Source organism: Caproicibacterium argilliputei (assembly GCF_029211325.2).
GTDB classification, from domain to species: Bacteria; Bacillota; Clostridia; order Oscillospirales; family Acutalibacteraceae; genus Caproicibacterium; species Caproicibacterium argilliputei.
Map to the genome: position 1 here is coordinate 52,350 of NZ_CP135996.1, position 14,930 is coordinate 67,279.

Below are 14,930 nucleotides of genomic sequence, written 5' to 3' on the forward strand. Positions count from 1 at the left end.
TCTAACCTGCTCATTATAGCATATTTACTGTGCAAAGAAAAGCCGAACGCGGTGGGTTTCGGCAAAAAGACGAGCCGCCTGCAGGCAGCCGGAAAAGACTGCCTGCAGGCGGCTCAAATACTTTTTTAAAAGAACGCTCAGCCCTTGGGGTTGAGGATGTTGCGCCAGTCAAGGTCGCCGCGCTCCAGACCGTGAATCAGCACTTCCGCCGTAGCGATGTTGGTGGCAACCGGAATGTTGTGCATATCACAGAGACGAAGCATATTCATATCATTCGGCTCGCTGGGCTTTGCAGTAAGCGGGTCGCGGAAAAACAGAAGCAAATCCACTTCATTGCAGGCAATCCGTGCCGAAATCTGCTGGTCGCCGCCCTGGCTCCCGCTGAGGAACTTCTGAATCTGCAGGCCGGTTGCTTCGCTGACCAGCTTACCGGTGGTGCCGGTTGCGCACAGATCGTGCCGGCTGAGTACACCGCAGTAGGCGATGCAGAACTGCACCATCAATTCCTTTTTTGCGTCGTGCGCAATCAGAGCAATGTTCATGAAACGGAATCCTCCTTCAAGGGAAACTCTGCGTAAAAGCAGAAAGTCTATGTAAATCAGATAATCATAATTTTTGCAAAGGCGGAAGCGGAACGTTGCGCCCCTCCAGCCGCAGGGCAAGCCGCGCAAACGCCAGCGCCGCGGGGCAGTCTTTTGGCGGCAGACCGGTTACCGCCGCGGCGCGCAACGCGCTGTCTTCCGGTATGACGGCAATCAGCTGAATGCCGGTGGCGTCAATGACCGCGTCCAAATCGCTGAAAAAATGTGCTTGCCGGAAAAACGCGGCGGAAAATCGGTTGATAGCAAGCCGTTGTTCCGTAATGCCGACTTCCAGCAGCTGCCCGCGCACTTTAGCCGCAGCTGCCGCGCTGACACCGTCTGGCGTGGAAACCACCACCGCGCGGTCTGCTGCCGCGCACGCGCTGCGGAAACCGGTGCCCAGCCCTGCCGGGCAGTCAATCAAAACATGGTCGTAATGCCGCGCCAGTGCTGGTACCAGCTGCTGCATGACACCTGTGCTGACCAGATCCTCTTCATGCAGTGGTGCCGGCATTAAAAACAGCCCGTCCATCAGCGGACTTGCGTAAATGGCTTTTGCCGGTGAGGCAGCGCCGGAAACGACATCGGATAGGTCAAAGACACGGCGCTGAGAAACCCCCAGCAGCATATCCAGGCACCCAAGCCCCGCGTCGCAGTCCAGCAGAAGCACCCGCCTGCCGCGGGCTGCCAGCGCCAGACCCGTATGGGCGGTTGTGGTGGATTTGCCGACACCGCCTTTTCCAGATGTGATGACCGTTACTGCTCCCATGCTTATAACCTCATGTTCATACTAACACAATCGCTCTAAATAGTCAAAGATTTTATTGCACCTTTTTGTTTCTTTGTCAGAAATGCACAAAAACAAAAAGTCGATTTTGATGAAGCAAAGTCCACAAAAAAGAAAAGGGTATTTGCCGCGCGGCTCAGTTGGTCTTTGCTGTAGAGCTGGTTCCGGAAGACTGATTTACTTTAAAGTAGGCGTCATAGATGGCTTTCGCTACGTTTTGGCTGTATTTTCCCTTTTGACCATGCTCAATGACAACCGCAATTGCAATTTGCGGATTGTCATACGGTGCAAACGTAATGAACGTGGTGTTGTCAGCCTGGCTGGTTTCCGCGGTACCGGTTTTGGCGGCAACAGCTATGGGGTACTGCCCGAACGTGGAATAAGCAGTGCCATGCGGGCTGGCGCACACATCGCGCATCCCTTCTTTGACAAGATCCAGATTTTTTTTGGAAAGGAAGCTGTAGCTGCTGTTGTCGGTATAAACCTTCGGATTGGTGGTGGAGATGGTCTTTTTGCGGCTGTAATCGGTGACATGGTCTACTAAATGCATCTGCTTGCGGGTGCCGTCGTTGGCGATGGTTGCCACATAGGCTGCGAGCTGTGCCGGCGTAAATTGGTTGTCACTCTGCCCGATAGCGGCCTGAATCGTGTCTTCCGGCGTCCACTCGCCGCCGGAAACCTTGCGTTCTGCCGGGCCTGCCAGTGTGCCGGTGCTTTCCGCGATTTCCACGCCGGTGCTTTCTCCAAGGCCAAGCTTTTTCGCGTAAACGTTCATATTGGCAATTTTTGTATAAAATCCGGTTTCAAAGAAGAAGATGTTACAGGACTGCTCCAACGCGCGCGTTAGGGAAATCGGACCGTGATTTCCCTCACACTTCGGGGTGTAGCCGTTGCTTTCAAAGCGGCGGTAAATGTGGTTGCAGACAAAGGTTGTATTTTCGTTGATAATACCTTCCTGCAGGGCGGCAAGCGCCACCGACGGCTTAAAAATAGAGCCGGGGGTGTAGGCGCTGCCGAATGCACGATCCATCAGCGGATGGGTGGAGTCACTGAGCAGTTTGTTGGTGTAAGCCGTGTCAGAAGGATACTTTGCCAAGTCATACGACGGGTAAGAGGCCGCCGCCAGCACGGAAAAATCCTTGACGTTCAGCACGACAACGCCGCCGCCGTTGCAGAGCGGCTGTGCCGCGTGCGCCGCTTTTACGTTTTCAGCAAGGGCCTCGGATGCCACTTTCTGCAGGTTCGAGTCAATGGTCAGGTAAACGGTCTTGCCGTTTACCGGCGCTTTCAGCACCTTTTCGTCGGTCACGGTGCCGGAAGAGTCCAATGTCAGGCTTTTCTGGCCTTCCGTGCCGCGCAGTGTGCTTTCCAGCGCGCTTTCAATGCCGGATTTGCCGATGCGGTCGTTTAGGTGGTAGCCTTTCCCCTTTAGCTTGTTATATTCCTCTTCGGAAATGGCACCCATGGTGCCAACTACCTGCGGAATCAGCGTGCTGTTGGGATTTTCGCGGGTGGTGGTGACTTTGGCGGTCACGCCGGGCAGGCTGTCGCTGTTTTCGCTGACGATTTCAACGGTTTCGCGGCTGACATTTTCCGCAAAGGTGTAAGGGGTGTTCAAGGAATAGTCAAATCCCTGCAAGGTCATGGCATAACGCACAGACACCACCTTGCGCAAATCGGCCTTGCTGTAGCCTGCTGTGGGGTTGTCGTTTTTGGAAGATTTTTTAAAGTACATATCAATGAGATCCTGCATACAGGTGGGCGCGTTTGCGTAGTCGTTGACGCCCAGCATACTTTTGGACTTCAAATACTTGATGTCATCTTCCGCATTTTGCTTAAAAACATAGTTTCCCTTGCTGTCCATAATGATCGGCAGGGTGTCCAGCCACTTTTCACCGCGCTTTTCCATTAGGCGAATCAGCCGCAGAATGGTGGTGTTTTCGGTTTTCGAGGTCATGTAGGCGTGGTCAAACTGCAGGGAATAGCCGGTTTTATTGGTGGCCAGCCCCACGCCGTTTTTGTCCACGATTTCGCCGCGGTTGGTCGGCATGGTGACCAGGGTATTGCTGCTTTTGTCGGCTTCCTGCACAGCGGCGGCGCCCTCCAGAATCTGCCACTGAAACAGGCGGGCAATAAAGACGGCAACCATCAGAAGCGACACCGAGGCGCACACAACGTAACGCCCCATATTCGTATTTTTCTTTCTCGGACGGCGGCGCATGGGCAAAACCTCCTAAAGCGGGAGCTGATATCCCGCGGCAGTAGACAGGTAAAGCGGAGCCTGCGGTTCTGTTCAGCCGCAGGGCGCGGCGGATTACCCGACCGGTTGAATCCGCAATGCAAATAAACGGTTCAGTGCGTAAATCGGGAATACAAGCAGTACAGAGTAAATAAACCGCGGCAGGTAGTGCTGCACCAGAGCGTAAGCAGGGTCGCTGTACCCCATGGCGACATACGTAATCAGCCACTGCAGCAGAACCGCGAGCCCCATGGTGATGCTGCAGGTGACAAATGCGGTGATGATGTTAGTTTGCAGCAGGTCGCGTGCAAGATAACTGACCGTAAAGCACACCACTGCCAGAATAATAGCGTGCAGCCCCAGCACGCTGCCGTCCATGCCGGAATCAATCAGCAGACCGCAGAAAATGCCGAATGCGGTTGATTCTGTCTGGGGTTCAAACAAAGCAATGGTAACCGCAACCGGAATCAACAGGACAGGGCGCGCGTGGCAGATTTCCGGCAGCACGCCGGGGGCTTCTTGCAGCACAAACAGCAGCAGGATTTCAACGGTGTAGGCAAGGTAGCGCAGAAATTTACTGTGTTTCGTCATTTGGATGCCCCGCTTGCTGTGGAAGAACTGCTCTGACTGGCAGCTTCCTTGACCGCTTCCGTTTTTCCTGCGAAGTCGGTGATCACCATGACATCACGTACCTTGGTGGGATCAACGTACGGTTTGATTTCCGCGTAAAGGGAAACATCGTACGGGCTGTTTTTTACAGCCGTAACCGTGCCCACCGGCAGTCCGCGCGGAAACTTTCCGCCCAGACCACTTTCCACAGCCAGCCCGCTTGTGATAATCTGGTCACCTGCTTTGACGGTGGTGCCATTTGCCAGGTAGCCCATCTTGACCAATCCCTGGTCAGCCAGCTTCAAGTCGCAGCTCAGCACGCCAGTGTCGCGGTTTGAGGTGTCGCGCACACCGAACTGTGCGCTTGCATCCATGATGGTGGTTACTTTTGCGGAAAGAACATTTACATCGCTGACCCAGCCGACCAGCCCTGCCGAGGTAATGACCGGGCAGTCCTTGGTGATGCCGGAGGTAGAGCCTTGGTCAATGGTGAAGCTGCCGAACAGCGAGTTCGGGTCGCGTGCAATGACTGTTGCGGAAAGCAGCTGGTAATCCTTGTGCTCGTTTTTAATGCCCAGAAACTGTTTGTACTGCTCGTTTTGCTGCAGGGCGGAGTAATAATTGGTCAGCTTCTGGTTGAGCTCATTTACCTGCTTGCGAAGTTTTTGGTTTTCCGACTGCAGTTCTTCCTTACTTTCGGTAATATTTTGTACGCCGGTTTCCGCTTTTCCCGTCACAGCAGAGAAAACCCGCTGCATCGGCATGACAACACTGTTAATCAGGTTGCTGACCGCGCCCGGGCCGGCAGTGCTGGTGTACAGCACCAGACTGAAAAGAAGAAACAGAACCACGATGAGTCCCTTGAATTTTTTTGTTTGAAAGAACCGGTTCACAGGGAGCCTCCTTCATCCGGCTGCCCGCGGTATGCGCGGGTTCGGTTGCTTGTGCGCAGACGTAGCAGAAAAACACGAAAACGGAGAGAAACCGTGCTCATTCTTCTGCGGGTTCGGGTTTTCGAATGTTGTGCGATCCTTTTTCCAAATATTTTCCGGCACCGTTGACAACACAGTCCAGAGGGTCTTCTGCCACCTGCACCGGCAGGCCGGTTTCCTGGTGCAGCAACGGCGCAATGCCGTGCAGCAGCGCGCCGCCGCCGGTAATGGTGATGCCGTGGTCAATGATATCGGCGCACAGTTCCGGCGGCGTCTTTTCCAAAGTCGTGTGAACAGCTTCCACGACTACCTGCAGCGGGTCAGAAAGTGCCTCGCGGATTTCCTCGGCGGTGATCGTGATGTTTTTGGCAAGACCGTCAACCAAACTGCGGCCTTTAATCTGCAGGGCGGCGTTAGCGGTTTCTTCGGTGGGGTACGCCGAACCAATCTGGTTTTTGATTTCTTCGGCGGTCTGCTGGCCGATGAGCAGGTCATACTTCTTCTTTATATAATGAATAATAGCCTCGTCAAACTTATTGCCTGCCACGCGGACGCTTTCGTACGCGACAATGTCGCCCAGAGAAATGACAGCGACCTCGCTGGTGCCGCCGCCGATGTCCAGTACCATAGAGCCGACCGGCTCGTCCACCGGCAGGTTCGCGCCCATGGCGGCGGCCTTTGGTTCGGGAATGAATTCCAGTACATGGGCGCCGGCTTTGTCGATGGCGTCGTCAACGGCCTGCCGCTCCACTTCGGTGACGCCAGAGGGAATGCAGACCACAATATTTGCTTTGGAAAAACGGCCGGTCTTCGCGGCCATATGAATAAAATGCTTGAGCATGGTAGCGGTGATTTCAAAGTCGGCGATGACACCGTCTTTCAGCGGGCTGACCGCTACAATCGAGCCGGGGGTTCGGCCAATCATGTCTTTGGCTTTGCTGCCGACTTCCACAACGGCATCGGTGCGCACATCCACAGCCACAACGGACGGCTCCCGCATAATAATGCCCCGGCCTTTCATGTAAGCCAGTGTGTTGGCAGTGCCGAGGTCAATGCCGATTTCTTTCGCCATAGTTGTATTTTACCCCTTTCGGCGCGCAGGGCGCGTGATGGATTCTATTTATTATACAACGAATACAATAACAGTACAAGACAGGCGGGTGCAGCTCTGCCCTTTGCCGTAATTGCTCGAAGTGCTGCGTTTATGTTGACGCAGACTGTAAAAGAAGCGGGAGCGCACCCCGTGAGCTTCAGCAAGTGCGTGCAGGCTCAGCCTGCTCGGAGTGCTGCGTTTATGTTGACGCAGACTGTAAAAGAAGCGGGAGCGCGCCGCGTGAGCTTCAGCAAGTGCGTGCAGGCTCAGCCTGCTGCTTTGTTTCAAATGCTCCACCGGAGCATTTGAAAGGCAGACGGCAGCAAGTCTTTCACTCGGGCTTGCAGCCCGAACCTGCTTTGCATTCTAAGACCTTGGGGCTTTGCCCCAAACCCTACCGCCCTTGAAAGGGCGGGCGGAACTTTTGCTGAAAGGGCTTCGAAGCGCTGAGTCCATTTTGACGCAGACTGTAAAAGAAGCGAGAGTGCGCCGCGTGAGCTTCAGCAAGCGCGTGCAGGCTCAGCCTGCTGCTTTGTTTCAAATGCTCCACCGGAGCATTTGAAAGGCAGACGGCAGCAAGTCTTTCACTCGGGCTTGCAGCCCGAACCTGCTTTGCATTCTAAGACCTTGGGGCTTTGCCCCAAACCCTACCGCCCTTGAAAGGGCGGGCGGAACTTTTGCTGAAAGGGCTTCGAAGCGCTGAGTCCATTTTGACGCAGACTGTAAAAGAAGCGGGAGCGCGCCCCGTGAGCTTCAGCAAGTGCGTGCAGGCTCAGCCTGCCTGCCCGGTGGAGCCGAAACCACCCTCACCGCGCTGCGTTTGCGGCAGCTCTTTCGCGGCGACCGGCTCCGGCAACAGAATCGGAACGACCAGAAGCTGTGCAAATCGTTCGCCGGGCTGCAGAATGTATGCTTTGTCGCCGACGTTGCACAACCCTGCGGCCAGTTCGCCACGATAGTCGCTGTCAATCACACCTACACTGTTGCTCAGCGTAATGCCGTGCTTCACACCAAGTCCGCTGCGCCCGCATAAAAGACCGACAGTTCCTTCCGGCAGCGCTACGGCAATGCCGGTCGGTACTTGATACAGCTGCCCCGGCAGCAAGGTAAGCGGTTGCTCCAGGCAGGCATATAAATCCAATCCGGCAGAACCGACGGTTGCACGGGTGGGCAAAACCGCGTTTTCCCGCAGCTTTTTTACAGGTAAATTCATAAAACACCTCGATAAGAAAGACCGCGCGTCAGCTCTCCGGTAAACGGCTTGTCCGCAAAGGCCAGCCGCAGAATCTTGGCGCGCTCCTCGTAAGTTTCTGTGGTAAAGAACAGCGTGCCGAAGTCCTGCCCGTGCAGTTCATGCATTCGCCCTAACAAGGAAAGCGGCACGCTGTTGAGTACCTCGCTGCACCCGCCGAAACACTGCACCGGAAAGGAAATCCCCTTGCGGTCGGTTAAATCCTGCGCGGTTTCGCAGGCATGACAGCCGCCACCGTTTGCAATCGGGCAGTTGCGCGTCAGCATGAGCGGCAGGCGGCCGTAAATCAACAGACCGCGCGGCAGCGCGCCGCCCAGCGCGTTCGCCTGCTGCAGCGTCAGCTCGAAACTCAGCTCTGTGTCGGTAAGACCAAATTCAGTATACCAATCCAGCGCGGCAGAGTTTGTCACATTCAAAGAAAAGCCGCCGTGCAGTGTAAGCCCCAGCTCGCGCGCAAGGCCGGCACTGTTGAGTGTGCCTGCCCAAACGTCCCGAAAGCCTGCTTCTGCGGCCTGCAGCAGCAGGGTACGCACCGCTTCTTCCGTACCGAACATACCGCGCGGCATTTCCAGAAAGACGTTCATGCCGCGCTCCCGCAGCTTTTTCAGCGCGGAAACCGGCAGGCTGCATGGCACACGGATGCTGGCAAGGCGGGCGGCCTCGTCCGGAACGTTTCCATCCGGAAAGCGTGCCCGCAAGGCAAACGCCGCCGGATGGTGTGCAGAAATCGTTGCGGGCACTGCCGTAAAGGGAACCGGCGGTCGCTGCTCGCGCAGCTGCTCCAGATGTGCCAGTGCGTCACGGCGCAGGTGGTTTAGCACCGCGGCGGGAACAGCCAAGTTTTCCCCAATGTTGTAGTGAATGTGGTTTGGGGCAAAGGGCGTGCCGCCGGTTTTGGATAAATGCTCGGTACATTCTTCTGCAGTCAGTGGGCGGTTCAGTGCCGGTTGGGGCGCGGTTTCGCTTTGCACATCGGCAGCGTGTCCCCGTGCGTCCGCAGCGGTCAGGCGTATCGGTTTGTCAGCTTGTACGGACAGAGTAAAATCAACCGGCACACGCGAAAGCTCGCGGCGGTAAAGTGCCTTCAGCCTGCGGCACGCGGCGGCGGATGCCGTCACATCCTCCTTGCTGCGGACACCGAACATTTCCCGCCCCAGCTTGCCGTCTGGATAGCCCGTGGTAAAGCCGGAACGCGAAAAAACATCGTGCAAATCCCGCAGCAGTTCCGGCGGCACCGGTTTGCCGTCCGCACGCAGGCGGCAGGCATGGGTTGCTGCGGCAACGTACTCCGGACGTTTCATGCGACCTTCAATTTTATAGGAATATACGCCAGCCTCTTTCAGTTCCCCGATACGGTCAATCATCGACAGGTCTTTCAGGGAAAGGTCGTGGCCGGTGCCGCCCTTGACAGAAAACGGCAGGCGGCAGGTCTGTGCGCATTGACCGCGGTTGCCGCTGCGCCCGCCCAGCATCGCGCTGAACCAGCACTGCCCAGAAACGCTCATGCACAAAGCACCGTGTACGAAAGATTCCAGCTCCACGTCCGGACAGGCGGCGTGTACGGCGGAAATTTCTTTTAGGCTCATCTCGCGCGAAAGCACCACGCGGGAAAAACCCGCCTGCCGGCAGGCGCGTACGCCGGCAGGCGCGTGAATACTCATCTGGGTGCTTGCGTGCAGGGGAAGCTGCGGGCAGCACCGGCGCAGCAGGTACAGCAGACCGACGTCCTGCACAAGAACCGCATCAACCGGCAGCGCGCACGCGTACTGAATCAGGTCCAGCGCGGCGGGCAGTTCTTCGTCACGCAGCAGGGTGTTGACTGCCAAATGCACCCGCACGCCGCGCGCGTGGCAAAAGCGAACTGCCTGCGCCAATTCTTCCTTGGTAAAGTTGCGGGCACTTGCCCTGGCGGAAAAAGAACCGGCACCCAGATACACAGCATCTGCGCCGGCACGTACCGCGGCAGTCAGGCTTTCGGGGCTGCCTGCCGGAGAAAGCACTTCACCGTTAGTCATTCTGGGCTTCCTCAGCTTCCAACGGTTCCTCTTTTTCTTCAAAATGCTGCAGGAATGCGCCCTCCGGCTCGCCGTCTTCCCGCTTAGGGCGAGAGAAGCTGCCGCTGGTACGCTGCACCGGTGCGTCTGCGACAGAGTCGGATGCATCAGCATCGGCTTCGCCGAGGCGCGCCCGCAGGGAGGCGACTTCCTGTTTGAGCCGCGCCACTTCTTTTTGGGCGGTTTCTGCTTCCAGACGTGCCTGGGAGCTGTCCTCCAGGTAGCCTTTAATCTGTTCCCGCAGCGTTTCGGCGGTTTGGTTGGCTTTATGATAATCATCGCAGAAAGAAAGTGCTGCTACGATGGCAATCACCGCACCGGAAGCGGTTTCGTTCTGGCGGGAGAGGTTCTGCATACAGTCTTGCACTTCGCTTGCGATGCTGCGCACATAGGCTTCGTTGTCATCCGTACCGACCGCACACTCGGTTCCGCAGATAGTCAGCCGGATACTGTTTTTGCTCATTGCCAAAAGCTCCTTTCTTAAAAAGGGTTCCTTTTTTATTATACCCTATTTCAGAGCCGGAAGGAAGCGTTTTCGGCAAATTTCACATTCGCGTCTTTTCCCTGGAGCGCGACAAACCGTCCGAAAATAGGTTTTGTGCAAAATGTACAAATAAAGTGCAAAAATTATGCTTAACAGCAGGAAGAAGAAAAGCACGCGAAAATCGCGGTAAACCGCATGAATCAGGGCGATTCCGCGAATTTATGTGCATTTGGTCAAATTTGCACACGGTCATTGAAAAGCGGTGTATTTTGGCATATAATATAAAAGGCTGTTTTGGGAAAACCCGGACAGAGCAAATTGCAGACCGTCCAGAAACGGAGGAAAAGTATCATGGAGTATCGGCATTCGGCACAGCAGATCAAGAAAAAAATTCTTGCGAAGCTGGAGCATAACTTTGGCGTTGGCTTAGAAAACGCCACGAACGACCAGCTGTACAAATCCGTTGCGCTGCTCGCCCGCGAGATGATGGAGCAGGGCCGCAGTGAATTTATGGCAGAGGCGGAAAAGAAACAGGCAAAGCAGGTGTACTACCTGTGCATGGAGTTTCTGCTGGGGCGCAGCCTGAAAAATACGCTGTTTAATCTGGGTATCGAAGAAGCTTTTCGTGAAGCGCTGCAGCAGATGGACGTGAAGCTGGAGACACTGTATGACTGCGAGCCGGATGCCGGCCTGGGAAACGGCGGCCTGGGCAGGCTTGCCGCGTGCTTCATGGATGCTCTTGCAACCGGGCAGTACCCCTCCACCGGCTACAGTCTTTGCTATGAGTACGGCATTTTTCGGCAGAAACTGGTGGACGGCTGGCAGACAGAACTGCCGGATTTCTGGCTGCCGGGCGGGCGCATCTGGCTGCATGAGATTCCCGAAAAGGCGGTCGAGGTGCACTTCCGCGGTCATGTGGAGGAGCACTGGGACAGCAGCTATCATGAAACCATCCACAAGGATTACACAACCATTCTGGCAATTCCCTGCGACCTGTTCATCGCCGGCATGGGCGGCAAAGGCATTTCCCGCCTGCGGCTTTGGAAAAGCAAGGGACAGGCTTTCGATATGGGGCTGTTTAATTCCGGTAATTATATGCGCGCCATGGAGGAAAACGCCATGGCAGAAACCATTACCAAGGTACTTTATCCGGACGATAACCACTCCGAGGGCAAAAGCCTGCGCTTGACGCAACAGTATTTTCTGGTGTCTGCGTCCATTCAGGATATTATCCGCACGCATTTGTTCCAGTATTCCACGCTGGACAATCTGCCCGAAAAGGTTGCCATCCATATGAACGACACGCATCCGGTGCTTGCTATTCCGGAGTTGATGCGTATTATGCTGGATGAGTGCGGTTACGACTGGGACCGCGCGTGGGACCTGACCACCCGCACCCTTGCGTACACCAACCACACGGTGATGAAAGAAGCGCTGGAATGCTGGGATCAGGATTTGTTCCGGATGCAGCTGCCGCGCATCTATCAGATCGTAGAGGAAATTAACCGCCGCTTCTGTCAGCAAATGCACGACCTCGGTGTGGACGGCTACAAAGTCGGCCGCATGGCGCCGCTCAATGACGGCTATGTCAAAATGGCGAACCTGGCGGTGGTGGGCAGTCACTGTGTCAACGGTGTGTCTACCCTGCACAGCGAAATCCTCAAGGAAACCGTGTTCCACGATTTTTACACCGAAATGCCGGACAAATTTACAAATGTCACCAACGGTATTGCGCACCGGCGCTGGCTCAACCAGTCCAATCCGGAACTGGCGGCGCTGCTGACGGAAAAAATCGGCAAGGAATATATTTATGACGCTTCCCAGCTCAAAAAATTGGAAGCTTACAAAGAGGATAAGACCGTTCTGCAGGAGCTGGCAAAAATCAAGCGCCGCAACAAAGAACGGCTGGCGGCATATATTGCCCGTGAGAACCACCTGACGCTGGATCCGAATTCGATTTTTGACGTGCAGGTCAAGCGGATGCACGAGTACAAACGGCAGCACCTGAATGCGCTGAACATTCTTGCTACTTATCTTTGGCTTAAAAGTCATCCGAACGCGGACTTTACGCCGCACACCTATATTTTCGGCGCCAAGGCGGCGCCGGGCTACTACTTTGCGAAGCAGATGATCCGGTTTATTTACGAATTAGGCGAAGTCATCAATCATGACCCCGCGGTCAGCAGCCGCATGAAAGTGGTGTATGTCGAAGATTACCGTGTCACACTTGCGGAACTGATGATTCCCGCCGCAGACATCAGCGAGCAGATTTCCCTTGCGGGAACAGAGGCTTCAGGTACCAGCAACATGAAGTTTATGATTAATGGCGCGGTGACACTGGGCACGCTCGACGGCGCGAATGTGGAAATTCACGACTCCGTCGGGGACGACAATATGCTGCTGTTCGGCATGACTACGCCGGAGGTGGAGGCGCTGCGTGCCGCCGGCTACCATCCCGACCAGATTTACTACAACAATCCGGCGGTGCACGGCGCAATTGACTTTCTGCGCGGCGGAATTAACGGTGTCGATTTCAGCGACATTGCCAATTCCCTGACCGGAAACGACCCGTATATGGTGCTGGCGGATTTTGAAAGCTATCAGCGTGCACAGGCGAAGGCCATGCAGCTTTACGCAAATCCGGAAACATGGCAGCGGATGTGTTTATGCAATATCGCCAATGCCGGACGCTTCGCGGCGGACCGCGCCATTCGCGAGTATGCCGAGCGTATCTGGCACTGCGCGCCGCTGACGGAAAAAACGGAAAACTGAAAGTGCGCTTCGCGCTGCGCGCCTGCCCGCAGAGGTGGCAAACGGGCGCGGTGCGGAACGCTGGTTTTTCGGTAAAGGAGAAAAAATCGGTATGTTTAATTCGAGAAATCCGGCGTGCCGCTATCCCACGGGTGCGGTGGCCGACTGCCTGCCGGTTCACTTTAAAATCGATATGCCGCGAGATCTGCACTGCAGCGCGGCGCGGCTTTTGGTGCGCAGCGACAGTACCGGCGAGGTGCAGACACTGGAGATGTTCTGGTGCGGTATGAACGGCGATAACCATGAGTGGTGGGAGTGCCACTTTGCCGCGCAGACGCCCGACCTGTACTTCTACCACTTTGAGGTGACTACCTGGCGAGGTGTGCTGAACCTGCACAAGGGCTTTGGCGGCGAGGGCACTGTCATGGGCAGCGACACACAGGAGTGGCAGCTGACCGTGTATGACCGTTCCTTTCACACACCGGAGTGGCCGGTCGGCGGCGTGATGTATCAGATTTTTCCAGACCGCTTTTTTGCTTCCGGCAGCCCCAAAAAGGAGGTGCTGGAGGACCGCCGCCTGCACGCGGATTGGACGGAACAGCCGGAATGGAAGCCGAATAAAAAAGGTGAGGTTACCAATTCCGATTACTTTGGCGGTGACCTGCCGGGCATTGCGGAAAAGCTGGACTACCTGCAGAGTCTGGGCGTTACCTGCCTGTATCTGAATCCGATTTTTGAGGCACACGCCAATCACCGGTACAACACGGCGAATTATGAAAAAATCGACCCACTGCTCGGTACGGAAGAAGACTTTCGCACGTTGTGCAGCGAAGCGGAAAAGCGCGGGATTCGCTTGCTGCTGGACGGGGTGTTCAGCCATACCGGCAGCGACAGCATTTACTTTAATCGGGAAGGTCGTTATGACACTGCCGGTGCATACAACAGTCAGGAATCACCGTATTATCCGTGGTATGCGTTCCGCAGATGGCCGGACGACTATGCCTGCTGGTGGAATTTTCAGACTTTGCCGGAGGTGACCGAAACCAATCCGGCGTACAATGCATACATCAACGGCAAGGGCGGCATTGTGCGCCGGTGGCTGGAGGCCGGTGCGTCCGGTTGGCGGCTGGATGTTGCGGATGAACTGCCGGATGCCTTTCTGGATGCGCTGCGCACAGCGGTAAAAACCGAAAAGCCGGATGCCTTGGTATTGGGGGAAGTCTGGGAGGACGCTAGCACAAAAAGCGCTTACGGAAAGCGGCGCCGATACTTGCTGGGCGGTCAGCTGGACAGCGTGATGAATTATCCGTTCCGCGAGGCGGTGCTCGGTTTTGTGCGCGGCGAAGACCCGGCGCAGATGATGGAGATGATCCTGAACCTTTTGGAAAACTATCCGCCGCAGGTGATTCGCCTGTTGATGAACCACATCGGGACACATGACACCGAGCGGGCGCTGACGGTGCTGGCAGGTGAGCCGGCAGAAGAGCACGACCGCCCGTGGCAGGCGGAAGCAACGCTGACCGAGGAGCAGCGCCGGCTTGGTGTGCAGCGCTTGAAGCTGGCGTCGCTGATGCAATTTACCCTGCCGGGGATTCCCTGTATTTACTATGGGGATGAGGCGGGCATGGAGGGCTATAAAGATCCCTTTAACCGTGGTACGTACCCGTGGGGCCGCGAAAATGCTGAGCTGCTCGCCTGGTATCGCCAGCTGGGAAAGCTGCGGGCTGTGCTTTCCTGTCTGAAAGAGGGCAGGTTTACACCGCTGAACGCAGACGACCACACCATCGCGTATGTGCGGGAGGATTCGGTGGATGCTGTTCTGGTTGCGCTCAATGCTGGAGAAAACCCGCGCACGTTGTATCTGCCGGACGAATGGCGCACGGCGCAGCCGGTTTTTGGGGAGGCACCGGACCGCAACTGCGGGCTGACCCTGCCGCCCTGCAGCGGCGCGGCGCTGGTGCTGCAGAAGCATCCCTCTCCGTCTGGCCCCTTTCCACTGGGAAAACCAGAAACACCGGAAGAAGCAGTGGAGTCCATTAAGGATAAAATCATCGAAAATATAGAACGGAATCCGAAAATTAAGAACGAACTTTTAGATTTTTTGAAAAATATCTAAAAAAGGGCTTGACTTTTTTCGGGGAAATCCCT

12 protein-coding genes are annotated in these 14,930 nt (G+C 55.8%); 3 read left to right on the forward strand and 9 right to left on the reverse strand.

Annotated features, from left to right (window positions below; genetic code table 11):
• Window positions 1-137: 137 nt before the first annotated feature.
• The 9 genes from mgsA to zapA form a co-directional block, all read right to left on the reverse strand.
• The gene (gene mgsA / locus PXC00_RS00240) at window positions 138-542 is read right to left on the reverse strand and encodes a methylglyoxal synthase (RefSeq protein WP_212507199.1); all 405 of its coding nucleotides are present in this window, start codon (window positions 540-542) and stop codon (window positions 138-140) included.
• Between the two features lie 64 nt (window positions 543-606).
• A complete protein-coding gene (locus PXC00_RS00245; RefSeq protein WP_275845858.1) occupies window positions 607-1,350 on the reverse strand; it encodes a P-loop NTPase in 744 nt (247 codons plus the stop codon).
• A 154-nt stretch (window positions 1,351-1,504) separates the two neighbouring features.
• Window positions 1,505-3,589 (reverse strand): peptidoglycan D,D-transpeptidase FtsI family protein, encoded by a 2,085-nt coding sequence (locus PXC00_RS00250; protein ID WP_275845857.1) that lies wholly within the window; start codon window positions 3,587-3,589, stop codon window positions 1,505-1,507.
• A 93-nt stretch (window positions 3,590-3,682) separates the two neighbouring features.
• On the reverse strand, window positions 3,683-4,198 hold the full coding sequence (mreD, locus tag PXC00_RS00255; RefSeq protein WP_275845856.1) for a rod shape-determining protein MreD: 516 nt from the start codon (window positions 4,196-4,198) through the stop codon (window positions 3,683-3,685).
• A complete protein-coding gene (gene mreC / locus PXC00_RS00260; protein WP_275845855.1) occupies window positions 4,195-5,109 on the reverse strand; it encodes a rod shape-determining protein MreC in 915 nt (304 codons plus the stop codon). The genes mreD and mreC overlap by 4 nt, the downstream gene beginning before the upstream one ends.
• 97 nt (window positions 5,110-5,206) lie before the next feature.
• Window positions 5,207-6,220: a rod shape-determining protein gene (mreB, locus tag PXC00_RS00265; RefSeq protein ID WP_275845854.1), complete on the reverse strand. Its 1,014-nt coding sequence runs from the start codon at window positions 6,218-6,220 to the stop codon at window positions 5,207-5,209.
• Between the two features lie 793 nt (window positions 6,221-7,013).
• On the reverse strand, window positions 7,014-7,454 hold the full coding sequence (gene dut / locus PXC00_RS00270) for a dUTP diphosphatase (RefSeq protein WP_275847015.1): 441 nt from the start codon (window positions 7,452-7,454) through the stop codon (window positions 7,014-7,016).
• Window positions 7,451-9,508 (reverse strand): U32 family peptidase, encoded by a 2,058-nt coding sequence (locus tag PXC00_RS00275; protein WP_275847012.1) that lies wholly within the window; start codon window positions 9,506-9,508, stop codon window positions 7,451-7,453. The genes dut and PXC00_RS00275 overlap by 4 nt, the downstream gene beginning before the upstream one ends.
• Complete coding sequence (gene zapA / locus PXC00_RS00280) at window positions 9,501-10,010, reverse strand: cell division protein ZapA (RefSeq protein WP_275847010.1); 510 nt, start codon at window positions 10,008-10,010, stop codon at window positions 9,501-9,503. Before zapA ends, PXC00_RS00275 begins: the two co-directional genes overlap by 8 nt.
• Here zapA and PXC00_RS00285 point away from each other — a divergent pair.
• The 3 genes from PXC00_RS00285 (at window position 10,010) to PXC00_RS00295 (ending at window position 14,898) form a co-directional block, all read left to right on the forward strand.
• Complete coding sequence (locus PXC00_RS00285) at window positions 10,010-10,444, forward strand: hypothetical protein (RefSeq protein WP_275847008.1); 435 nt, start codon at window positions 10,010-10,012, stop codon at window positions 10,442-10,444. The two genes, zapA and PXC00_RS00285, sit on opposite strands and share 1 nt — an antisense overlap.
• Window positions 10,383-12,803, forward strand: a complete 2,421-nt coding sequence (locus PXC00_RS00290; protein WP_275847006.1) for a glycogen/starch/alpha-glucan phosphorylase — start codon at window positions 10,383-10,385, stop codon at window positions 12,801-12,803. Before PXC00_RS00285 ends, PXC00_RS00290 begins: the two co-directional genes overlap by 62 nt.
• A gap of 91 nt (window positions 12,804-12,894) precedes the next feature.
• Window positions 12,895-14,898, forward strand: coding sequence for a glycoside hydrolase family 13 protein (locus PXC00_RS00295; RefSeq protein WP_275847004.1), 2,004 nt, complete (start codon window positions 12,895-12,897; stop codon window positions 14,896-14,898).
• Window positions 14,899-14,930 lie beyond the last annotated feature (32 nt).